Consider the following 23,635-nt stretch of genomic DNA (forward strand, 5'->3'; position numbering starts at 1 on the left):
TTTCTTAATAATTCCTTTGTTATTCTACTTTTTCAGCCAACATCCCTTATGAATTTTTTATTGGAGTGATATGTTAATGACATAACGCCAATAAATAGGTCATGGTGATGAAATTACGTTCTTTTCTGTTAGTTCTCTATGTTAGCGGTATTTCCCTTGCGCAAGCTGGCAATATCGTTGAAGCACCTTCTACGAAAGATAAACCGAATACGCTACATGCGCAGCCTAAAAGCGCGCCTATTCCTGATGAATTCAAAGCAAAATTGAAGCTAGCGAATGCCGGAGATGAAGAGGCAATGGTGGATGTTGGGCTTGCTTATATGGATGGGACTGAATTTTTAGCCGTCAATGAGCAAGAGGCTTATCGTTGGTTTAAAAAGGTAGCTGACCGAGATAATACAGATGGAGATTATTACCTTGGGATGTTATTGCAAAATCAGGAAAAATACCGACAAGCGGAACAATGGTATCGCCGAGGTGCTGAAAAAGGCGATGCTTATTGCCAATATGCGATGGGTTACTTATATGAACATGGCATTGGGGTTGAGCAAAATTTAAAGCAAGCGAAAGCATGGTATGCAGAGGCCGCGGAGCAAGAACATGCCAACGCACAGTTTGCGATGGGGTTGTTTTATCATGATGGGTTAGGTGGTGATATTGATTACCAGAAGGCTCGAGAGTGGTATGAAAGAAGTGCGGGAAATAATATTGCAGCCGCAGTGAATAACTTAGCGGTGATGTATGAAAATGGTGAGGGTGTAGAGCCGGACGCCGAAATGGCGATTTATTTATATCGTCAAGCCGCCAATATGGGCTCTGCGACAGCGCAAGTGAATATGGGTGATTTTTATCAAGAAGGTCATAGCGCAATAGAAAAGAATAGCTACCAAGCGATGTACTGGTATAAACGCGCTGCGCAACAGAACAATATTGCGGCCCAACTGGCGATTGCGAAAGCCTATGAGCAAGGTAATGGCGTTGGTAAAGATCTCTCTGAAGCCTTTCTATGGTATGAACGAGCAGCACAAAATAAATCCCAAGAAGCTGGAATGAAGGTAGCTGAATTCTATGAAAAAGGGTTAGGGGGGGTTAAAAAAGACCCCAAAAAGGCTATTGAGTGGTATATATCACTTGCCAACAGTGATGGTAAAGCGGCTCAAATTAAGTTAGCGGAACTGTATGTGTCTGGTGAGCTGAAAAATGTTGATGTGAATGATATTTTGAGTTGGTTGCTGATTGCGCAAGAAAATAACATCGAAGCTCAAAACCAGTTAGCTATCTTTTATTTAACGGGAACGGGTGTGGCGAAAAACACACACAGAGCACGGCAATTGCTGGAAAAAGCGGCATTTAAGAAAAATAGCGATGCCCAAAACAACCTTGCGGTGATGTATGCACGAGGCGAGGGCGGTGAGAAAAATATTTTTCGTTCAGTAATGTGGTTTGAACGAGCGGTAGAACTCGGTAATGAAACCGCAAAAAGCAACTTGGCGCTTTTAAAACAGAATAAAGGCGTGACGGGAAAAATGTTGCAATACACTGGTAGTGTTGCGCAACCCAGCAAAAATGCTAGAGAGGATTAATTGTATAATATAGAAGGCGATCGAAATGATCGCCTTCTAGTATTTTGATCAAACTTCCACACTATTCGAATAAGTTACTGTGCAAGGTACGAACGATCTCTTCAGCATCATTTCCAGGTACCAATAAACAAATATTGTGGCTACTTGCTCCATAGCTGATCATGCGAATATTGAATGACTCAAGCGCCCCAAAAATTTGTCTCCCGAGGCCATTCACTTGCGACAGCTCATTACCAATGATTGCCACGAGCGCTAAATCTTCTTCCACTTCAACACGGCATAATGCGGATAGTTCTGTCATTAGCGCATTGGTGAGTAAACTGCCGTTAGTTCCCGTTGAACCTGTTGTGTCTAAGGTTAGGGCGACACTGACCTCTGAAGTCGTAATTAGATCCACTGAAATATTGTGGCGCAGTAAAATGGTGAAAATTTCCGCTAAGAAACCGCGTGCGTGCAGCATTTTTAGACTGTGCAAGGTGAGTAGCGTTTGTTTACGGCGCAGTGCTAATGCCCTAAATTGTGGTGGATTCGTGGTTTTATCACACACAATGGTGCCGCCGGCTTCGGGGGCTTTACTTGAACCGACAAAAACTGGGATCCCCGCACGTACTGCAGGAAGGAGTGTCGCAGGATGCAAAATTTTTGCGCCAAAGGTCGCCATTTCTGCCGCTTCATCGAAAGCAATTTCATCAATGCGTTGGGCACTCGGTACGACGCGAGGGTCAGTGGTGTAAATTCCAGGAACATCAGTCCAAATATCTACACGTGATAAATTAAGGACTTCAGCTAACAAAGCGGCGGTGTAGTCACTTCCACCGCGCCCAAGAGTGGTCGTGCGGCCTTTTTCATCACGACCAATAAACCCTTGAGTAATGACAACCGACTCAGTAAGGCGTGGCATGAGTTGTTGTTCTGACAATGCTTTTAGCTGAGCAAGTTCTGGTTCAGCACGGCCAAAGCTGTCATTCGTTCTCATCACTTTGCGTACGTCAAACCATTGGGAGTTAGCATTACGTTGGCGTAGTACTTCAACAAATAGTAAGGTTGACATTAATTCGCCGTGGCTCACCATTTCATCCGTTAATGCATCAGAAGTGGCTAAAGCAGCCGAATCAGCTAAATGAGCAATATTATCGAGTAATCGATTGATTTCCTCACGAATAACATCAGCAGTTTGTAAGTTATCAATAATTGCGTATTGAATATCCTTCACTTTTTTCAGCAGTTCATTACGTTTATCAGCATCGCAACCTTCGGCCAGTTCGATTAATAAATTGGTAATGCCAGCAGAGGCGGAAAGTACCACAACTCGCACATTTGGGTTGGAGAGAACAATATTGGCGCTGTTGTTCATCGCTTCAAAGTTAGCGACGCTAGTGCCGCCAAATTTGGCGATAACATACTGATGATTGTCTGTTGAAGACGCTGCGATATTCATGGTGTCAATCCCTTTGGTTAAACCTAATCTTTATATAGATTTATCGGGTAAATAGGATTGCGTCAATCAAGAATCGAAGTAAATCAGTAATTCTAATGATAGGTAATTTATTATCGGTTTTCTCAATATACTCGTCATACTTCGAGCTGCATGGGTGTTGACTGCGCTCAGATAACCGAATCACATACTTTTGTATGCTCATCGGTCTATCTTCGCTTGCCGCCTACATGCAACTCGAATTATTTAGAGTATATACTCGTTATATTTCAATCAGTTTGGGTGTTGACTACGCTCAGATAACCGAGTCACAGACTTTTGTAGGTTCGTCATTTTTCAAACCGTATTGCATTGAAAGTGCGTATTTCAATAAAAGGGACAATTAAGTCTGGAAAAGTGCGGCAGAATTGGGGAATATCAATATAACGCAGAAAACCGATAAGTCTCGTTTTCGTGACGGGGTACAATCTATTTCTATTTAAAATTATTTGGAGAGTGTTATCCATGAGAAGTATTAATCCAAGCCAGACGGCTGCATGGCGGGCGCTAGAGCAACATTTTGCGCAAATGAAAAATGTCCATATGCGCGATTTGTTTGCACAGGATAAAGACCGCTTCACTCATTTTTCAGCAACGTTCGATGGTCAAATCTTAGTGGATTTCTCCAAAAATAGAATTACGCAAGAAACATTGGAACATTTATTGGCCTTAGCAAAAGAAACAGAGCTAGAAAGCGCCATTAACAGTATGTTCCAAGGTGAAAAAATTAACCGTACTGAAGACCGTGCGGTACTACATACTGCTTTGCGTAACCGCGATAACACCCCTATTTATGTTGATGGCAAAGATGTCATGCCAGAAGTGAATGCAGTATTGGAAAAAATGCAGCAATTTAGTCAGCGTATTATCAGCGGTGATTGGAAGGGTTACACCGGTAAAGCGATTACGGATGTGGTGAACATCGGTATTGGTGGTTCAGACCTTGGTCCATTTATGGTGACAGAAGCACTGCGCCCATACAAAAACCACCTAAACATGCATTTTGTATCGAATGTGGATGGTACGCAAATTGCGGAAACACTGAAAAAGCTGAACCCAGAAACAACACTGTTTTTAATTGCGTCCAAAACCTTTACAACGCAAGAAACCATGACGAATGCGCATTCTGCTCGTGATTGGTTCTTGGCGGCGGCAAAAGATGAAAGTCAAGTGGCTAAGCATTTTGTGGCACTTTCAACGAATGGCGAAGAAGTCGCGAAGTTTGGTATTGATACCAACAATATGTTTGAATTTTGGGATTGGGTTGGTGGCCGTTATTCATTATGGTCAGCGATTGGTTTATCCATTATTTTATCGGTCGGCTTTGATAATTTCGTTCAATTATTGAACGGTGCCCATGCGATGGATAAACATTTCACCCAAACTCCGCTAGAAAAGAACATCCCCGTGTTGTTAGGTTTGATTGGCATTTGGTACAACAATTTTTTTGAAGCGGAAACTGAAGCGATTCTGCCATACGACCAATACATGCATCGTTTTGCCGCTTACTTCCAACAAGGTAATATGGAATCGAACGGTAAATATATTGGTCGTGATGGAAAACCTGTTACTTATCAAACAGGCCCGATTATTTGGGGTGAGCCGGGAACCAATGGCCAACATGCGTTTTATCAGTTGATCCACCAAGGAACTAAGATGATCCCATGTGATTTTATCGCACCTGCGGTAACCCATAACCCGTTAGGGGATCATCACGAAAAATTATTATCTAATTTCTTTGCGCAAACAGAAGCACTGGCGTTTGGTAAAACTCGTGAAGTGGTTGATGCCGAGTTTGCTGCGCAAGGTAAAAATGTCGCGGATATGGAATATGTTGCGCCTTATAAGGTGTTTGAAGGCAACCGCCCAACTAACTCTATCTTATTGAAATCAATCACGCCATATTCGTTAGGTGCATTGATTGCGATGTATGAGCACAAAATATTCACTCAAGGGGCGATTTTAAATATCTTTACTTTCGACCAATGGGGCGTGGAGTTAGGTAAACAACTCGCAAGCCGTATCCTGCCTGAATTAGAAAATAGTGATACCGTGAGTAGCCATGATAGCTCGACCAATGGTTTGATTAACAGCTACAAAGCTTGGCGATAAATTAATAACGTATTATTTAAATAGTTAAATGTAAGGTAGGAAATTCCTACCTTACATTGTTTAACTGACATACTGTCTATTTGGCTATTTTTTAATTAAACAAATTCATTTTGTTACGATATTAATGAATTTTATTATTATCGATAACTTGCTAGTAATTAAAAAATTTTTCACTATATTTTTACATTTTGTGTTGAAAATGTGACTTTTTATATAAATTGTTAGCTAACTTTAACCTTGTCGTAAAACAACGTGATATTCTATTGCGTAAGAAATACAGTAAATCATAACCATGTTATCCATGGTGGAATTTTAAGTAATGGATGAAACGCTTTTTACTTCTCAGCCGATTCACTGGCTGGCGGAGAACGATAAAAACGATAAAATAGTACCTGCCAATATATTAGATTGGCTACTAGAGCTTGGCTCCATGACAAAACGTTTTGAGCAGCATAGCCAGCAAGTTACCGTGATACCTTATTTAGAGCGCTATGTATCGCAAGATAAGCTGAGCGCGGATGAAGTGCAGTCTCTACCTGAAAGCCCACGTTATTGGGTCAGAGAAGTTGTCATGTATGGAGATGGCATCCCTTGGTTACTGGGCCGAACAATAATCCCGGAAGAAACACTGACTGATGATGACCAGCAACTGGTGGATATTGGGAGAATGCCATTAGGGCGTTATTTATTTAGCCGCGAGAGTTTAACTCGAGATTATATCCATATTGGTTCTTGCGCAAACCGGTGGGTACGTAGTTCTCGGTTAAGACTATCGAATAAACCGTTGCTGTTAACAGAAATATTTTTACCTGAATCACCTGCATATCGCTAACTATCCTAAGTACTTTGAGTTTTCAGGTCTCTGCAATGATACTATGCCAACAAATATAAATCAGTAAGTTGCCGAGTTTGGTGGTATTAAAATATACCTAATTTGAAGTATGATGGAATTCGAAAAGGAGCACGATAAAGTGGAGGGAAGTATGACGCTAAGTAAATGGCATGCATACAGCCGTTTAATGCGTATTGATAGACCCATTGGCTCATTGTTGCTATTGTGGCCGACGTATTGGGCATTATGGATTGCGGCTCAAGGTACGCCAAGTTTACATCTTTTGATTGTATTTACTGCTGGCGTATTCTTTATGCGTGCTGCTGGTTGTGTCATTAATGATTTTGCTGACCGCCATTTTGATGGCCACGTAGAGCGGACTAAACACCGCCCACTCCCGAGTGGGGACGTAACAGAAAAAGAAGCAAAAATATTGTTTGCAAGCCTTGTTGGCCTCTCTTTTCTGCTAGTTTTGACACTCAATTCCATGACCATTTGGTTGTCGGTTGCAGGTTTGGCTTTGGCATGGGTTTATCCCTTTGTTAAGAGAGTCAGTAACTTACCCCAAGTGGTATTAGGTGCGGCTTTTGGTTGGTCAATTCCAATGTCTTTCTCTGCTGTTGGTGAAACTTTGCCAGCTGTTTGTTGGTTACTGTTTTTAGTTAATATTATTTGGTCGGTGATCTACGATACTCAGTATGCAATGGTAGACCGCGATGATGATTTAAAAATTGGTGTGAAATCAACCGCTATTCTATTCGGGCAATATGACAAACTGATTATTGGTTTGCTGCAATTACTGATGGTTGGCTTATTATTGGTGATTGGCTCACTGGCGGGTTTAGGAACCCTTTATTATATTTCATTAGTGTTAGTTGCGGGTTTATTTATCTATCAGCAGCAATTGATGGTTAACCGTGAACGTGCGCCTTGCTTTAAAGCTTTTATGAACAATAACTTTGTTGGCTTAATATTGTTTATTGGTATTTTTATCAGTTATTTTTAAATTACAGTTATTGAGCCAAAGTGAAAAAGGTCATGTTATTTCTAACATGACCTTTTTTGTTTTATTGACTTGAGAAAAGGCGATTAGCTTTTCACTTGTTCCGGAGATTGCGTGCTTTCAGTTGGTTTTTTTTCAGAAAACTCATCATCTTGACTAACACTTTCAATAGTTAAACGAATCTCAGGTGACATCAAGCGAGCCAGAACGGCATACAGTTTTTGCGCATTGGTGACAAAGATATCATTTTCATTATTATCAATGTAGCCTTCTTCTCTCAGGGTATCGACCAATGTGGAGAATACCGCTTTATCAAAGAATTCAGGAGCGTTGATACCGTGCAAAACAGAAAGGCGTTGTGCAAGGATACGGCTTTGTTTTTCTAGCGTATTACGGCTAATTTCAGGGCTCGCATTGAGTAATGATAATGTGATTGCATAACGTTGCAGAGTTTCACGTACGCCAGCAGCTAAGAGCTGTAATGGACGAATACGGCGAGGATTTAACACCACCATGTCGTCTTCTTTTAAGCAAATCAGCTTTTGGTTATTTAGCTCATCAATTAGCGTATCTACCGCCTCGTGTAGCTCATCACTGTTATAACGCATAAACAGTTCTGCTTTTAAGAACGGATAAATTTGGCCTACTTGATAGTGAATGTCTTGGCGACTAATGCGTTCATAGTGCAATACAATGCTAGCAATTAGTGATGGTAATACCAATAAATGATGGATATTGTTACGGTAATAGGTCATTAAGACGGCATTTTCGCGAGGAAGGATAATAATATCTCCCATGCTGTCTTTTTCGACTTCGAATTTATCCATTTGCAAAGCATGTTCTAACAATTGCTCTGCTGTTTTATTTGGGGTCGTCGCATCTGCGGTGTATGGCACATTGCGCAATAATTGCAGGTAACATTCGACTTGTTCAATCAGTTGCTCACGAGTGAGTGAGCGTTGACGAGAAGCCAGTAACGCAGTCGCACACAGGTTAATCGCATTGGCTGCGGCTGCATTATTAATATTGACCATAATGTTATCGGCTAACGAACTGACCGTTGGGTTTAGCCACGTTGGTCTTTGTGGTTCGATAGGGTCGATAGAGTCGCGCCAATCAGGCACGCGCTGGTTAAGGTAATGAGGTAATGAAATGGGTTGACCGAAGTTAACATACCCTTGGCCTAGGTTACGCAATTTACGTAAGCCGCGAACCATAGAGAAAAAGCCTTCTTTCTCTTTTTCTGCGCCGCGAAGTTCTTTGGCATAAGTTCCCACTTCCATCACATGCTCATACCCAATGTAGATAGGAACGATGGTGATAGGGCGTGAGTCACCGCGCAACATCGCTTGTAACGTCATTGAGAGGGTACCCGTCTTAGGCTGTAATAAACGACCGGTACGTGAGCGCCCACCTTCCACAAAGTATTCGATGGAGTAACCCCGGGCAAACAACTCACTTAAATATTCGCGGAAAACGGTCGAATACAGCTTATTGCCTTTGAACGTACGGCGAATAAAAAAGGCCCCTAAACGGCGGAAAATCGGCCCTGCTGGCCAGAAATTGAGGTTTATCCCCGCGGCAATATGAGGTGGAACTAGCCCTTGATGGTATAGCACATATGAGAGCAGCAAGTAGTCCATATGGCTGCGGTGAGAGGGGACATAAACGATTTCATGGCCGTCTTGTGCAAGCTGGCGGACCCGTTCAGCGTGCTGAACATTGATGCCTTGATAAAGACGGTTCCAAGTCCAACTAAGAACCCTATCCGTTAAACGTACAGCTTCATAAGAGAAATTGGCTGCAATTTCTTCCATCATCCCAACGGCATTTTGCTGGGCTTTTTTGAGTGGAATTTTTTTACTACGCGCTTCGTCTTCAACGGCTTTTTCAATCGCTTTAGACGTTAATAGCTTATTAAACAGCTCATAACGTGCAGGGAGTTTTGGCCCAACTGCTGCTAGACGTTGGCGCGAATAGTGAATACGCGCGACACGGGCGAGTTTGTTGGCAATAATGGAGTCTGTGCCGTGGTCTTGTGCCATTTTACCAATTGAGACAATGGGTGATAAACGCACGAAGCTGTCACGCCCTAACCATAAAACTGCAAAGAATTTTTGAATCCCATTTAACAGTTTCAATGGTGGTGCTGGAGTATGGCCTTCACGACCCGGTGAGCGGCCAAACATCACGGATGCAGGTAGCATTTGAATATCTAGATTTGGATTGTTTTTATGCAAATCTAAATAAGCATGGAAAGTTTTTACTGAATCCTTACGTGGATTCGGTGAATAATAGCGAAAAACACGTGGGCCATCATCGATAAAAACGTACGCCGGAAGCTTCGTTCCATTGATATCATTGTCGACCAGAGGGTCTGGCAGACCAATAGCTAAGCATTGATGCCGTAGCGTGAGGAGGTCAGACTTCGAATGATAAGGTAATACGTATAGGGTTGGCCTGTTGACATCAAGCTGCAACTCAGTGACGGGATCCGAAGGAATTAGTTTACTTTTTACCAATAATTTAAGTGGTAAATTCAACGTGTTGTAATATATTTTACGCCATAGTGACATAAATGATTATAGCCTCTTGTTAACAATGCTGCGCAATCATACCAGAAATACATGGTTAGATCTGTTACTGACAATTCACTTTGACCGTAAAAATCGATTATTGTTTGCATTTTTTAAGGAATAAATATGGCGAGTCAAGTTAAGGGGTTCACGCGAGTGATCAAAGCGGCGGGATATTCCCTTAAAGGTTTGAAGGCAGCTTGGGTTAATGAAGCCGCATTTAGGCAGGAATCTGTTGCTGCGATTATCGCAATCTTTATCGCATTTTATTTAGATATCAGCTATATAGATAGAATTTTGTTAGTGAGTTCAGTTGTCCTCGTGGCAATAGTCGAATTATTGAATAGTGCGATAGAAGCCGTAGTTGACCGTATTGGTAGTGAGTATCATGAACTGTCAGGAAGAGCTAAAGATATTGGTTCCGCTGCGGTATTTGTGAGTATCGGCTTAGCGCTATTTATTTGGGCACTGGTATTATGGCAGCGTTATTTCTCTGGCTAAGGCATTCGGGTGCTTAATAGGGTAAAAAGAAAGTAAATCGATAACAAATGCTTAAATTGAGCGATTTAACTGTTCCAAATCTTCATTTACCTGTATATACTCACAGTTTGACTGTATAAACAAACAGGGGAACGGAATGAAAGCACTGACGGCTCGACAACAGCAGGTTTACGATCTGGTGCGCGATCACATTTCGCAGACGGGTATGCCTCCTACACGTGCTGAGATAGCAGCAAGCCTTGGTTTTCGTTCGCCTAATGCGGCAGAAGAACATTTAAAGGCCTTAGCGCGCAAAGGGGTTATTGAAATCGTTTCAGGCGCATCCCGAGGTATTCGTCTGCTTCTTGAAGAAGAAACAGAAGACCAGGGGTTACCTCTGATTGGACGTGTTGCCGCTGGCGAACCATTATTAGCGCAGGAACATATTGAAAGTCACTATCAAGTTGACCCTGAGCTATTTAAACCACACGCAGATTTTTTGTTGCGTGTGAATGGGATGTCCATGAAAGATATTGGCATTATGGATGGTGATTTATTAGCTGTGCATAAAACGCAGAATGTCCATAACGGGCAAGTGGTTGTTGCTCGTATCGAAGATGAAGTTACTGTTAAACGTTTTAAGCAACAGGGTAACCGTGTTGAATTAATAGCAGAAAACCCAGAATTCGAACCTATTATTGTTGACTTACGTCAGCAAAATTTCACTATTGAAGGTTTGGCTGTTGGGGTTATCCGTAATAGTGATTGGTATTAAGTTCCTTTAGTCGCTAGCCGTAATGGTAGGTTACAGGCGGGAAGGTCGATTGCAGGCAGATTTCATAGTTTCATTCTGAGGTCTGCCTGTTTTGTTTATTTTATTTCTTTATCTTCTCTATTTTTGCATTTCATCAAGCAATTTATCAACGCAGCTACTTATTTTTTCTTCTGGGCGATAGGTTGTTCATGGTTATGATGACAATGTTCGTGATCTTGGCAGCTATTCATTTCGTCACAATTTTTACATAAGCCGTGGTTTTCCACCACTGTATGTCTTAAGCGGAATTGGTGTTCATCTGCTAAATTAATGATTGCAGCTTCTATTGTTGTGCAATCACTTTCCGTTACGCTTCCACACTGGTCACAAATTAACATAACAGAGATATGGCTCGGGTTATCAAAATGGTGACAGACGACATAACTGTTCGTTGATTCAATTTTATGGATAAAACCTTGCTCCATTAAAAACTCAAGGCCACGATAAACCGTAGGCGGTTTAGCTTGAGGTTCAATTTCCCGTAGCAAGTCAAGTAAATCATAAGCGCTGATTGCACCATGCTGCTGTGCTATCAGGCGTAATACTGTTTCTCTTTGTGGTGTTAACCTGACGCCTCTTGATTGGCAAATATTCTCGGCCATTGCAAGGATTTTGTCTTCATTCATTCTTTTCATCTAATCGGCCTCAATATTCGAAAATGCAAACAATTACTGCTAATAAGCTTATCATATTTTTGAGATCAGGAATGCGCGGGGATACATTGTTTTATATTTATATTATTTCTATTTAAAGGGAAATATAAGCAAACGATTATCTGGAAAAACAGATAATTAGAATACTCAAAACCAGCCTATCCTCTTTGTTTTTCTTAAACAAAAAACTCGATGTTGTTTAACAAAAAACACACAAAACGTAAGGTTTTAGATTGCCATTTAGTGTAAATTTCAATTAAGACTTATCTTACGCTTATCTGTTGTAATGGTGTAATGAATCGTATACTAAGTTGTTTTTTCATTTCAATATTTTCAATGCATGTATTTATAGTTTTTAATATCACTTTTATTAGATTTTTAGAATTAAATAAAATGTGTGATTTTTACATAACTAAATACTACCTGAAATATTTATAAGTAAGTTGACTTTATAAATATAAATTAATCTAAATGACGATCATTAGTTATAGTATTTCTTCATTTTCTGGCATTTATATCTATTTATATAATTATTTTAGACTAAAAAGCTAAATTTAGGTCTATTTTTGTGTTATTTTGACAATTAATATTGCTGTATTAATATTGGTATCAGAAAGAAACAAGGTATTTAAAAGTTCAGCATAATGTTTTTGTTTGTTTCGTTTTGTTTCAAACGGGAATAGCTAATGTGAATTTGAGATGAATTAAAAGTGTGGAATGCTTTTAAAGACAATTAGGTTTTATTCATACAGAATTCAAGTTGCAATAATAGCTGATTAAACTTTCATATATTTTATTTTTGTCCATTTTACTATTTCTATATTGATGTTGGTCTCTCATTTTCGGCTATACAGAAATAGTCTTTTTTTAAAACCAGTTCAATAATTTGGTTTTAAAAAAGGGTATTGAACGGATTTTAATATCCCCCAATGTTGACTTAATTAAATAGGTTGACAGTTAGTTATCCAGGCTCATGAAAATGGCATAGGTATTTGTAAACAATTATTGTGAACTTGGTTTTTAATAAAAATTGTGTCTTTAACTACTTACATGACGACATAAATACAGAGGTATTTACATATGTTATTCAACAAAAAATTAGCGGTTTTAGCAGTATTAGCAGGTTCTATGGTAGCAGGTTCTGCATTAGCTGCAGATGGTAAGAAAGGTGCGGAAGTAACATTCAAAGCCCAATTACGTGCTCAATCTTGTGATGTGTCTTCAACTACTACAGGTTCTGTTGTTGACTGGGGAACTTTCACTAAAGATGTAACTGATGCTTTAGCACCAAATGCAGTTTTAGGTGATGAAAAATCTTTTGATTTAGTTCTGTCTAACTGTTCTGCTGACGCAGCTGATACTTCAATGAACGTATTCGCTCAAGGTCAAGCAGCAGCTGGTTTCCCAGCACTGTTTGCTAACCAAGAATCTAAAGCTTTAGCAGTTAAATTAGCTTCTGGTGCAGTTAATATTACTCCTAACGCAGATGCAGTAGTGGTTATCGACCCTAAAGTTGCTAAAGATGGTGGTGCTGTCATTCCTATGAAAGCTAATCTGATTCTTACCAAAACTGGTGTACCTACTGATAAATTATCCGTACCAGTAACATTTACTGTATCTTATAACTAATAATATTAGTTAATACGAGTAAAGAGGCTTTTTAATTAAAAAGCCTCTTAATATTGTTTTTAATGATTGGACTAAGTAATGAAAGCAAAAGAATCGTTTTTAAGAAAAAAAGTAGTTAATGATTGTTATAGAGCTTTAATTCTACTGTTTTCATTAATTACTACTACTAACGTTTACGCTGCAGGTGGTGTTGGTTTAAATGCGACCCGAATAATATATGTCCAAGGTGAAAGTAGTGTATCGGTTGGCGCTCGAAATAATACAAATATTAATTATTTAGCAAAATTTTCGGTAAGCATGAATAATGATGGTTCAGCATCAAAAACGCCTTTTTCAGTTACACCTCCATTAATTAAAATCAACTCAGGGGCAACGCAAGATATTAGGATTTTTGCTCAACCGAATTCATTACCAACAGATAGAGAGAGTGTTTTTTATTTCTCTGCTACTATGATACCTGCTACTGATGGTCCTTTAGAAGGATCTGCAATGAATATTGGTTATAATAATATTATTAAGGTTTTTTACCGACCTTCAAAATTATCTATCTCACCATATGACGCATATAAAAACTTAGAGGTAAGCTCTAGTAGTACAGGTATTATTATTAATAATAATTCACCATACTATATTTCTTTAAATAAGCTCAGTGTTAATGGTGTTAAAATTGATTTAAATATGAAAAAGCGTAATACAATGATTTCTCCTTTTGACTCTTTCAGTTATATAACTCCGGCAAATAGCCGTAATGGTATAGTTAAATGGACAGTTATTAATGACTTAGGTGGCGAGGAATCTTTTAGTGGAAAAATCAATTAGTAACAAAATAAAGGCATTTATTTTAAGTGCTATTTATATTGTAATAGGCATGTGTTTCTTTATTGGAAGAGTTTCAGCTTTAGATATTGAAGTTATCGGCAATGTATCTAAAGGAACGTGTGAAGTATCATATGAATCGATGACGGTTAAATTTGATAAACCATTATTAACACCTCAAATTAAACCGAATGTTGACGATGAAACCTATGTGAAACCCTTTTCTTTAAAATATAGTTGCACTGATTTTAATCTATCTGATGGTCCAGCACCATTTAAAATGAAAATAACGCCTGGGATAGGAACTTTAGTTGATAATAGTAATAAAATATATCCAACTAATAATATTACTGGAGCTGCTTTTGTTTTAAAAAACTGTGATGAGAATAAGCTCAATTGTAAAGTCGTAAACCTCAATGCTGGCGGTGAAATTAGTTTTGATGTTACAGCTAATAGCCAATTAGAGAATCATTTTGAAGTAAATGTTGTCCAGCTTGGAACTACTCAGCCAATACCTGGAGAACTAGTTGCCTCTGTTGATATAGTATTACTTCAACCATAAGAATTAATAGGTGGTATTGACTGTGAAGCCTCTAAATAAAATATGTTGTAGAGTTACATTGGCTTTTTACGTGATGTTTTTTTCTTATTCTTCAACAGCTTTAGTACCAGGTACACACGATTTTACGTTTGATTTAACTGTGCCTAAAAATACCTGTGATATTGCTGTCACTAGTGATAGTGGTAAAAAGAATATTGTTGATTTTGGAAATGTGCCTTTATCTAAGTTTGGGGCGGATGCATCTAGTGGAAAGATTAAGAAGGCTTTTGATGTTGTAATCAGTAACTGTAAAACTAATAGCTTTGATAATAACTATATTAAATTAACTGGCAACTACACAATAAATGATGGTTTTTTAGATAATCCAGGAAAAACGTTTGCTGTAAGAATCTCTGCAAATGATAATGCAAATCAATCATCTGCAGATTTTATTACAGAAACTAATAATGTTTTATGGTCGAATATTAAAACTCAAAATGTAACTGAAACATTTTATGCTTATGTCATGTGTAAGAACCAAGTTGCTGATTGCTCGATAGATCAAAATATTGGGGCATTTAAAGCAACACTAACATTGTCATATTATGCAGATTAAATAGGTAAATGTGATGATACGGTTGATATTAACAATAATACTAGCTTGGCACTTTACCCTTCATGCTGGAGGATTATCTTTAGGCCAAAGTAGAGTTATTTTCACAGATTCAGATAAGAATAAGGTTGTTAGTATCCGTAATGAGGGTGAAAGCCCTTTATTAATGCAAATGTTATTATTAGATATAAAGGATGAGAAGAATGCTGATAGTTTTATAATTAGCCCTCCTTTATTCAAAATTAAAAGTAAAACAGAACATGCAGTTAGGATTTATCCTGATAATGTTTCTAAGCTACCTAAAGATAGAGAATCAGGATTCTATTTGAAAGCAAGGGGTATTCCACCGACTAGCAAAAACTTAGAGGAAGGGGATACGCCTGAAATGGTTTTCGTAACAGCTATAATTATTAAATTATATTATCGGCCTAATGGTATACCTGAGCCAAATAAGAATAATTTTGAACAGGTAAAGTTAAAAAATAAGGATGGAAGGTGGCAATTTCATAATCCAACCCCTTATTATATGACAATTGTTGATTTTAATATGAATGGTAAGAACTATAATGATTCCATTTTAATTTCACCATTTAGTTATTATAAATTAGAAAATACTAATGAAAGTATAAATGTAGCAAGTTGGCGTTTTCTTGATGATAATGGTGCTGGAACTGAAGTGTTTAGAATTAATTGAAGTTTCTTTTATATTTATTAAATAACATATAATGATTTTTCAGCGCTTGCATATTTTGAATGTAAAGATAATCTAAGGCTAGAGGAATGGAAAACAAAATATTAAAACTTGGTTTGCTATCTTCATTGATAAGCTTATCTCTGTATTCATATGGTGACGATTATTTTGATCCGAGCATGCTTGAAAGTCAGCTGGGAATTGATGCTAGCCAGTTAGATTTATCTCAATTTAATTCATCCAATACTATTCCGGCAGGTATTTATCGCTTACAGATCGAAATAAATAGAAACATACTATCCGAACAAGATGTTAATTTTGTTGCAAACTCAAAAGGTCTTGTTGTACCTGAATTTGATAAGACAATCTTGGAAAATTGGGGGGTTAATGTAAAAGCACTGCCTGGGCTTAATAATTTATCTCCTGATGTTAAAATATTATCACTTAATGACTACATTAAAGACGCAACAGTAAGAGTTGATGTTAGTAAGTTAAAATTAATAGTCACTGTCCCTCAAATATACATGGACAATAAAGTTCAAGGATATATTGATCCATCAATGTTAGATACTGGTGTTTCTGCATTATTTTTGAATTACTTCATTAGTGGTAATAAAAATAAAACAGATTCATCGTCTGGAACAAATAAAAGTGATAGTTTATTTGGAACATTGAATAGTGGCTTAAATTTAGGTCCTTGGAGACTGAGATCCAATATGAGTTACTCTTATTCTAAGAGTAATGGCGATACTGAATCATCTACTGACTTTACTAATACATATATAATGAGAGCCCTTCACTCCATTAAATCTACAATGATGGTTGGTGAAATATCTACAGGTAGTGATGTTTTTGATTCTATTCCATTCAAAGGAATTAAAATATCAAGTGATGAGGCAATGCTTCCTAATAGCCAACGAGGCTTTGCTCCTGAAGTTGCAGGTATTGCTCAGTCTAATGCGCAGGTTACTATTAGACAAAATGGCTATGTTGTTTATCAAACATATGTGTCACCTGGAGCCTTTAGAATTAAAGATATATATTCTTCAGGTAACGCGGGTAACTTAGATGTTACGGTCAAGGAAGAAGATGGAACTGAGAAAACTTTCACAGTTGCGTATTCCTCATTACCTGTGATGCTTAGACCTGGTGGCTATAAGTATGAGACCAGTGTTGGTCGCTATGATGGTGGGTATACCGTTGATTCTAAACGATCTGATTTCTTTTTAGGATCTTTAATTTATGGCCTACCTACAAATAGTACATTATATGGTGGCCTATTATTTGCGGATAATTATTTTTCAGCAGTAGCTGGCTTAGGTGTATCACTAGGCACTTTTGGTGCTTTATCTATGGATATTACCCATGCTACGGCTAATATGGATGGCGATTTAGGAGACCGCGCTGGACAATCATACCGTGTTCGTTATTCAAAAAGTATGATGTCGACAGGGACTTCTATCGATTTAACAGCTTTACGCTATTCTACTCGATCTTATTTTAGTTTTGCTGATTTCAATAACTATGACTATAAGTTGAAGGATGGGGTTGCGCCTTGGATTAACCAACGTCAGAGAGCGAGTTTTACCACTTCTATAACGCAAAGATTGGGAGAATATGGTAGTGTTTTCTTATCAGGAAGCATCTCTGATTACTGGGAAATCAACCGTGAAGTTCGTCAGATGGTGATGGGATATAACGGAACTTATAACAAAATAAACTATGGTATTACATACAGCATAGATAGGATAAAAGATAATACATCTTGGCCTGAAAATAGAATGGTATCAGTGAATGTCAGCATACCGTTCAGCATATTTACCAATAATGTGTTAGCGAAGGATATATATAGTACTTATTCATTTAGCCAGAATAATGACGGCTATATTGATCAGCAAGCAGGAATTTCAGGTAACTTGTTAGATAATAAAATTTATTATGGTATTACGCAAGGGTATGGGAATAAAGGCGTCGGGAATAGTGGTTCTTTAAGTGCTGGTTATTCAGGTTCCTCGGGTAATATTTCCTCTGCATATAGCTATTCTAAGAATAGTCAATCAATGAACGCAAGTGTCAATGGCGGCCTATTATTACATTCGGGTGGTGTTCTATTCGGGCGTACTATGGGGGATAGTATGGCGATCATTGAAGCTGAAGGTGCAGCTGGTACTAAGGTAAGTAACCAAGATGTAGAGGTTAATAATCGAGGTTATGCATTGTATCCTTATATATCTCCTTATAACGCAAATGTTATAAATATGGATGTCAACACACTACCTAATGATGTTCTTCTTAGAGAAACCAGTAAAACGGTTTATCCCGCAGCAGGGGCAATTGTTAAAGTTAAATTTGATACTAAAGTTGGATATCAAGCTGTTATCAACTTAAAAATGTCGAATGGTACTGTGCTGCCGTTTGGGGCTGTAGCATCGTTAATTGAAGAAAATGCAACCGAAGAAAATACAGGTATTGTTGGCGATAATAATCAGTTATTTATGAGTGGGTTACCTGATTCTGGTAAATTGCAAATTCGTTGGGGTGCAAATAGCAACCAACAATGTTTAGCGTCATTCTCTAACTTAGGCAGCATTAATATAAGTAAAGGACAGGCAATCCGTACTATCTCTATTAATTGCCAATAATTTGTTATACCGGACTCTTACCTTATTAAAATTTTAAGAGGGGCTATGAAATTTTTTATTAAAAATAAGTCAATTAATTCACCGTTAATATTGTTGATATCACTGATTTCATTCTTTCCAATGAAATCGATGATAGCAGCTCAGAACGGCGGTACAATGACATTAACATTAGAAGGTATTATTGACTTAGAGCACCCGAAGGCAGCAACGGATCCCTACTTAGTCGAAGGTAGGCTGTCTGGTCGAACTTCTACAACCTATAACTATATTTATGGGTCCAAAACTCAAGCGTGGACATCACCGGATTTTGCGATTTTTTCTATTTCACCTCGCAGTACATCTTGTGTTGATGAGCCTATTGTGGAAGGGGGGCCGAATGCAACTGCAGCCCTGCAGAAAGTTCCTGGAGTCAATAAAGTTGGAATAAAACTTACTCATGCTAGCGGCGCTTATGCCTATATTGTTCCTAGTTTAGGTTTTTCTGTAAAACTTTCAGGAAATAACAATATAGGTTCATCAGGATTCGTTAAAGAAAGCTATAGTGGTGTAGTATTCGAAGATGTACCTAATTTGGTGGATAGAAGTACTAAAGGCAACCGTCAGTGGAAGCTTTGTTACACACCACCGGATGGGACAAGAGCTCCTGGTGGTTATAATTCAAAAAGGAATGTTAGTGTATATATAGCAGGTCCAATGCAAATGTATGCACCTGTGCCTATACAACCTGGCCGTTACTCATATAGTGGAATTCCATTATATGTTGGCTCTTATGGTCAAGATAATGATCAAGATGGTGTTAGTACATTACAAATTTCAACTAGCTTGAACGTTGTAAGGGTTTGTAGTATTTCTGATGTTAGCCAAGACAATTTTACTATTATTGCTGGTAGAGAAACTGAGTTTTTCAGACAATCCAGTTTTAAATATAAATGTACAGCAGATAATAAACCAATTTACATTTCTGCGATCGCTCGTGAAGGAACTGTGGATTCAGCTAACCAACATAAGTTATGGTTCGACCGAACTGGTGGAAACATAACCTCTAATACGCCATATCTGTTAGCATTACCATATGCAGCTGGTGGCAGCGGAAGCTTAACTTGTAAGGACGAAGGAAAAGCGGGCTTATTGAATTTTGCTAACCAAGAAGAAACCTTATTAGGGTTAAACTCTGTTTCTAATGTAGTTCAAGATCTAAATATTAAGTGGGCTATTTGCTTAAATCCGAATACAGAGATAGGAAAGTATAGAGCACGTGTTGAAGTATCTATATATACTAAAGTTTAGCAATATCAGTGGAATTATTTTATTAAGAAAAATTGGGTGATAAAATGTTTTTCCGTTCACTAGGGTTAGTTCCATTATTTTTATCTTTATTTTTTGGTTTTATAAGCGTATCTTGGGGGGAGAATAGAACATTAGTTTTTCCCTACCAAAGAACAACATTTATTGAAGGTGAGAAAAGTGTGTCATTTAGAATTTTGAATGATACAGATAAAACACCTTATTTAATGCAATCATCTGTTGAATTATTAGATGAAGGTAGTGGTCTTGATATAAAAGAAAATAATATAAATATTCCTTTTATGGTCACTCCTCCACTTCATAAGCTGGAAGCTGGCAACTCTTATACTTGGCGAGTTATGTTTATTGGTGATAGTGATAAATTAGCGAAAGATAGGGAAACGGTTTATATTGTAAAATATAGAGCTATCCCTCCATTAGACAAAAACATGCGAGAAAATAATAGTAGTATTGATGTAAATACTATTCAAGTCCTTCACTTTAAAGTTTATTATAGGCCTAAGCAATTTGCTAATTTAACCATAGAAAATGAGCAAAAAAAGATTTCCTTTAGGCGAGAAGGAAATAATATTATAGTTAAAAATAATTCACCAATTTATATGTCCTTTGAAAGTTTGGCTGTTAATGGAGTATCCGTTGATTACAAAGAATTATTTAAGCCAATTAAGCCACTATCAGAGCAAATATTCATTTCAGATAGCAAAATCCGTGATGTAAATACGATTACATGGAGTGTGTTGGATGAATTAGTATTAGAATTGCCTAAAAATACATCCACACTGTAATTTACAGGTAATGTTATAGTATTTAGGGCTAGGAGTAACTTGATTTGTTTAATAATGTAATCCTATGTATTACTGAGAGATCCAAATGCAAGATATAATGTATAAACTGAAGGATTACGAGAAAGAAAAACTATCTACCTTTTTATTTTTTATTCTTTATTTTTTGTTTTTTTTCTCATCTCTAGCCTTTTCAAAATCCGATACTAACTTTCGTCTTGTCATCCATGGCGGAGCAGGGGATATTACAGAACGTTTACTCACTCTTGAATTACAAAAAGAGCATGAAGAGAAATTAAAGGAAGCATTACAGGCAGGATATTCCATTTTAGCTCAAGGTGGCGATAGTATAGATGCCGTTCAAGCGGCTGTGATCGTAATGGAAGACTCTCCGCTATATAACGCAGGTAAAGGGGCTTCTTTAACTACAAATAATAAAGTGGAATTAGATGCTTCTATCATGGATGGTCGCGATCTCAAAGCTGGCGCCGTAGCGGGTGTATCGAATGTAAAAAACCCTATCATGGCCGCCTATAAAGTGATGACTAAAACCCCTTATGTGATGATGGGAGGAACCGGAGCTGAACAATTTGCGAAATCAGAAGGGTTAGATATTGTTGATGAATCCTATTTTATTACTGAAAAACGCAGCGAACAATTAAAGAAAGTGAAAGAGATCAGCCGGAAACTCGATCAAGAAAAGGGAATTAACGCCTCGCTATTTATAGACCCGCTAATGTTTGATTATAAGTATGGCACTGTGGGTGCTGTTGCCGTTGATAGCCGCGGAAATGTTGCCGCAGCAACCTCTACAGGTGGCAGTACTAATAAACATTATGGCCGAATTGGTGATTCACCCATTATTGGAGCCGGAACATATGCGGATAACAATACAGTTGCAATTTCTACAACTGGTTTAGGTGAGGTCTTTATCCGAGGTGTTGCTGCTTATGATGTTGTTGCTCAAATGAAATACGGCAATACGCCATTAGCTGAAGCCACAATGAATACTTTGAATTCAGTGAAAGATATGGGAGGCACTGGAGGTATTATTGCAGTAGATAATAAGGGCAATTTTGTTATGCAATTTAATACTAAAGGTATGTTTCGCGGGATGATTGATCAAGATGGTGTTTCACAAGTTGCAATGTTTGGTTTTTAATATGTTATCTATTTAATTTTAATTGTTTTTTATTTTTAAGAATCGAATTTGAAATTACTAGTTTCCCATGTTGACGGTTTTGCCTACTTAAGCGTAATTGTTGGTAGGCTTTTTTTTATTGGAGTTGGCATGTAAAAGCAGAAGATGATTCATCTTTGATAATATAAAGATTATCACTCATTTTAGTTATATTAATATAGTACTTAATTTTATCAATTTCTAATTGAATGAAATTAGAAAATAACTTCTCAGGTATATTATCTGAATTGGTTACTGATGAAGATTTAAAGGTAACAACATAATTACCATTGTGGTCAATCGCTAAGTAATTAAAATAAATTGCTCTATTAAGCCGGTAGATTTTTTTATCATCTTTTAAGTAGCCATACATATTCATGCGACCATAATTTTTTGTTGAAATTTGTACATTAATCTTTGATTTCAAGCTCAACCCATTCTGTGTATTATTATCTTTAATCCATAATATTTCAGAATGGCAGATTTGAACATTGTGATTATTTTTATTGATAACAAAGGATGCGGTTGATGCGGTTGCGATTAAAAATAACGATACGGCAATATATTTTTTCATTCAAATTCTCTGATCATTAATCGATATGCAATCATGTTTAATGTTAATGCTGCTACAAATGCTGAGAGATATATTTTTATCAATGGAATAAGCTTGATTTAAGTCTGACAAAAGAATGATTCTTTTGGGTTCATCACATCGAATATTATATTTATCCAGCTTGCTATGTATTAGATTGATATTATCGCTAGAAACTTTAGCTAGCATATTAACCGGTGCTTGTATGATACATTTTTCACGTGAACTGACTGACAGGTAGTCACTCGTTGGATTTTCCTTAGCCATATAATACCAAAAAAATAAATTAATTAAATAGCATATCGCTATTATTGAAATAGCTAATAGCAATATTTTTAAATTTTTTTTGTTTAATATTTTTTTGTTTTTATTTTTAATCGCGAGTGTCGTATTGATATTGCTACTATCGTCTTCTCCAGTTAATAATTCCGAGTTATTGGTATTTTCATCAAGTGATAAGTTTTCTGATATTGTGTTATCAGGGAGTTTTTGAGATAACTCTGAATTTTCGATATAGTCATGCTTACTTATATGGAGGGGATTAATTTCATTATTTTGTTCGTCAGATTTTACGTGTATAACGATATGACTATCAAGACGAAACCCTTTTTTGGGTACTGTAACAATACACTTAGGATCAATACCGACCTGCTCTAATTTTTTTCTTATTTCACTAATGTAAGTATTTAAATTATTATTAGAACCGACAAGGCCATATTCTTCCCATACATTCGTTAAAAGTTCATCTCGTGTTGCGAGTCCTTTTTTTAAATTTAATGAGATAATCTCATCGAATAATCTAGCAGCAGGTTTAGATAATTCAATAAATTGATTTTTATCATCTTTTGAGTATATTAAGCTTGTGTTTTTTTCGAAAATATATTTTTCGTCAATAGTGTAGTCATGTGACTCGTTTATAGATTCCGTCTGCTCTCTAATTAAAATAACGAATAGAAAATCTAAAAGTAATAACAGCCAATTTTAATAAATAGGCTGAATAAATATTATTATTTAACTTCTTGTTGTTATAGTTTAAATAGGGATTCAATTTACTGCAAGTTTTATGCGATGAGCTTTTTTGTAATTAATTAGCAAATTTATTGAATTGATACTTTGGTTGGGTTTAAAAACTGTATTAAAATAATTTTTAGGTGATTTAATTCATATTGCCTACATATTTGTTGTTAAAAAAATATATTAATCTAAATAAATCCATTCTTACCTATGGATGTTCTTTTGTGGGAATAATCCTAGGTATTTGCACTTAAATTGATGCCTTTGTTATTTTATGAGAGACAGAAGTTAATTTTGTAAAGT

At 37.2% G+C, this 23,635-nt stretch carries 20 protein-coding genes; 15 read left to right on the plus strand and 5 right to left on the minus strand.

What is annotated here, in order from left to right; genetic code table 11:
• The first annotated feature begins 107 nt into the window (after positions 1-107).
• Positions 108-1,583, plus strand: coding sequence for a tetratricopeptide repeat protein (locus tag P3L40_RS02030; protein ID WP_136135414.1), 1,476 nt, complete (start codon positions 108-110; stop codon positions 1,581-1,583).
• A gap of 61 nt (positions 1,584-1,644) precedes the next feature.
• On the opposite strand, the gene lysC is transcribed toward P3L40_RS02030, so the two are convergent.
• Positions 1,645-3,021 (minus strand): lysine-sensitive aspartokinase 3, encoded by a 1,377-nt coding sequence (lysC, locus tag P3L40_RS02035; RefSeq protein ID WP_004261326.1) that lies wholly within the window; start codon positions 3,019-3,021, stop codon positions 1,645-1,647.
• A gap of 501 nt (positions 3,022-3,522) precedes the next feature.
• Between lysC and pgi the strand changes: the two genes are divergently transcribed.
• From pgi to ubiA, 3 genes are all read left to right on the plus strand, one after another.
• On the plus strand, positions 3,523-5,169 hold the full coding sequence (gene pgi, locus P3L40_RS02040) for a glucose-6-phosphate isomerase (protein WP_110592540.1): 1,647 nt from the start codon (positions 3,523-3,525) through the stop codon (positions 5,167-5,169).
• Positions 5,170-5,488: 319 nt separating this feature from the next.
• Positions 5,489-6,001, plus strand: coding sequence for a chorismate lyase (gene ubiC, locus P3L40_RS02045; protein WP_094962860.1), 513 nt, complete (start codon positions 5,489-5,491; stop codon positions 5,999-6,001).
• 151 nt (positions 6,002-6,152) lie between these two features.
• On the plus strand, positions 6,153-7,007 hold the full coding sequence (gene ubiA, locus P3L40_RS02050; protein ID WP_112307368.1) for a 4-hydroxybenzoate octaprenyltransferase: 855 nt from the start codon (positions 6,153-6,155) through the stop codon (positions 7,005-7,007).
• A gap of 83 nt (positions 7,008-7,090) precedes the next feature.
• Here ubiA and plsB read toward each other — a convergent pair whose 3' ends face one another.
• Entirely contained in the window at positions 7,091-9,580 is a 2,490-nt protein-coding gene (gene plsB / locus P3L40_RS02055; RefSeq protein WP_196725539.1) for a glycerol-3-phosphate 1-O-acyltransferase PlsB, read from the minus strand.
• A 126-nt stretch (positions 9,581-9,706) separates the two neighbouring features.
• Between plsB and P3L40_RS02060 the strand changes: the two genes are divergently transcribed.
• A complete protein-coding gene (locus P3L40_RS02060) occupies positions 9,707-10,081 on the plus strand; it encodes a diacylglycerol kinase (protein ID WP_004261317.1) in 375 nt (124 codons plus the stop codon).
• Between the two features lie 136 nt (positions 10,082-10,217).
• Positions 10,218-10,835, plus strand: coding sequence for a transcriptional repressor LexA (gene lexA, locus P3L40_RS02065; RefSeq protein ID WP_004261314.1), 618 nt, complete (start codon positions 10,218-10,220; stop codon positions 10,833-10,835).
• Positions 10,836-10,993: 158 nt separating this feature from the next.
• On the opposite strand, the gene zur is transcribed toward lexA, so the two are convergent.
• Positions 10,994-11,509 carry a zinc uptake transcriptional repressor Zur gene (gene zur, locus P3L40_RS02070; RefSeq protein ID WP_004261310.1) on the minus strand — a complete coding sequence of 172 codons (516 nt, stop codon included), beginning with the start codon at positions 11,507-11,509 and terminating at the stop codon, positions 10,994-10,996.
• A 1,098-nt stretch (positions 11,510-12,607) separates the two neighbouring features.
• Here zur and P3L40_RS02075 point away from each other — a divergent pair.
• From P3L40_RS02075 to P3L40_RS02115, 9 genes are all read left to right on the plus strand, one after another.
• Positions 12,608-13,156: a fimbrial protein gene (locus tag P3L40_RS02075; RefSeq protein WP_094962859.1), complete on the plus strand. Its 549-nt coding sequence runs from the start codon at positions 12,608-12,610 to the stop codon at positions 13,154-13,156.
• 78 nt (positions 13,157-13,234) lie between these two features.
• Positions 13,235-13,975, plus strand: coding sequence for a molecular chaperone (locus P3L40_RS02080; RefSeq protein ID WP_004261304.1), 741 nt, complete (start codon positions 13,235-13,237; stop codon positions 13,973-13,975).
• The gene (locus P3L40_RS02085) at positions 13,959-14,534 is read left to right on the plus strand and encodes a fimbrial protein (RefSeq protein WP_112307371.1); all 576 of its coding nucleotides are present in this window, start codon (positions 13,959-13,961) and stop codon (positions 14,532-14,534) included. Before P3L40_RS02080 ends, P3L40_RS02085 begins: the two co-directional genes overlap by 17 nt.
• Before the next feature lie 22 nt (positions 14,535-14,556).
• Positions 14,557-15,129 carry a fimbrial protein gene (locus P3L40_RS02090; RefSeq protein ID WP_272515399.1) on the plus strand — a complete coding sequence of 191 codons (573 nt, stop codon included), beginning with the start codon at positions 14,557-14,559 and terminating at the stop codon, positions 15,127-15,129.
• Between the two features lie 13 nt (positions 15,130-15,142).
• Complete coding sequence (locus P3L40_RS02095) at positions 15,143-15,820, plus strand: molecular chaperone (RefSeq protein ID WP_136135416.1); 678 nt, start codon at positions 15,143-15,145, stop codon at positions 15,818-15,820.
• An 86-nt stretch (positions 15,821-15,906) separates the two neighbouring features.
• Entirely contained in the window at positions 15,907-18,459 is a 2,553-nt protein-coding gene (locus P3L40_RS02100; RefSeq protein ID WP_136135417.1) for a fimbria/pilus outer membrane usher protein, read from the plus strand.
• A gap of 45 nt (positions 18,460-18,504) precedes the next feature.
• Positions 18,505-19,746, plus strand: coding sequence for a hypothetical protein (locus tag P3L40_RS02105; RefSeq protein ID WP_004261278.1), 1,242 nt, complete (start codon positions 18,505-18,507; stop codon positions 19,744-19,746).
• 44 nt (positions 19,747-19,790) lie between these two features.
• Positions 19,791-20,549, plus strand: coding sequence for a molecular chaperone (locus tag P3L40_RS02110; RefSeq protein WP_112307375.1), 759 nt, complete (start codon positions 19,791-19,793; stop codon positions 20,547-20,549).
• A gap of 85 nt (positions 20,550-20,634) precedes the next feature.
• The gene (locus tag P3L40_RS02115; RefSeq protein WP_004261267.1) at positions 20,635-21,708 is read left to right on the plus strand and encodes an isoaspartyl peptidase/L-asparaginase family protein; all 1,074 of its coding nucleotides are present in this window, start codon (positions 20,635-20,637) and stop codon (positions 21,706-21,708) included.
• Positions 21,709-21,823: 115 nt separating this feature from the next.
• Here the strand turns inward: P3L40_RS02115 and P3L40_RS02120 are convergent, their stop codons facing one another.
• Together P3L40_RS02120 and P3L40_RS02125 are read right to left on the minus strand one after the other, a co-directional pair.
• The gene (locus P3L40_RS02120) at positions 21,824-22,300 is read right to left on the minus strand and encodes a FidL-like protein (RefSeq protein WP_110592530.1); all 477 of its coding nucleotides are present in this window, start codon (positions 22,298-22,300) and stop codon (positions 21,824-21,826) included.
• On the minus strand, positions 22,301-23,293 hold the full coding sequence (locus P3L40_RS02125; protein ID WP_247605824.1) for a transcriptional regulator: 993 nt from the start codon (positions 23,291-23,293) through the stop codon (positions 22,301-22,303).
• Between the last annotated feature and the right edge of the window lie 342 nt (positions 23,294-23,635).

The organism is Providencia sp. PROV040 (genome assembly GCF_032706145.1).
GTDB lineage: Bacteria > Pseudomonadota > Gammaproteobacteria > Enterobacterales > Enterobacteriaceae > Providencia > Providencia hangzhouensis.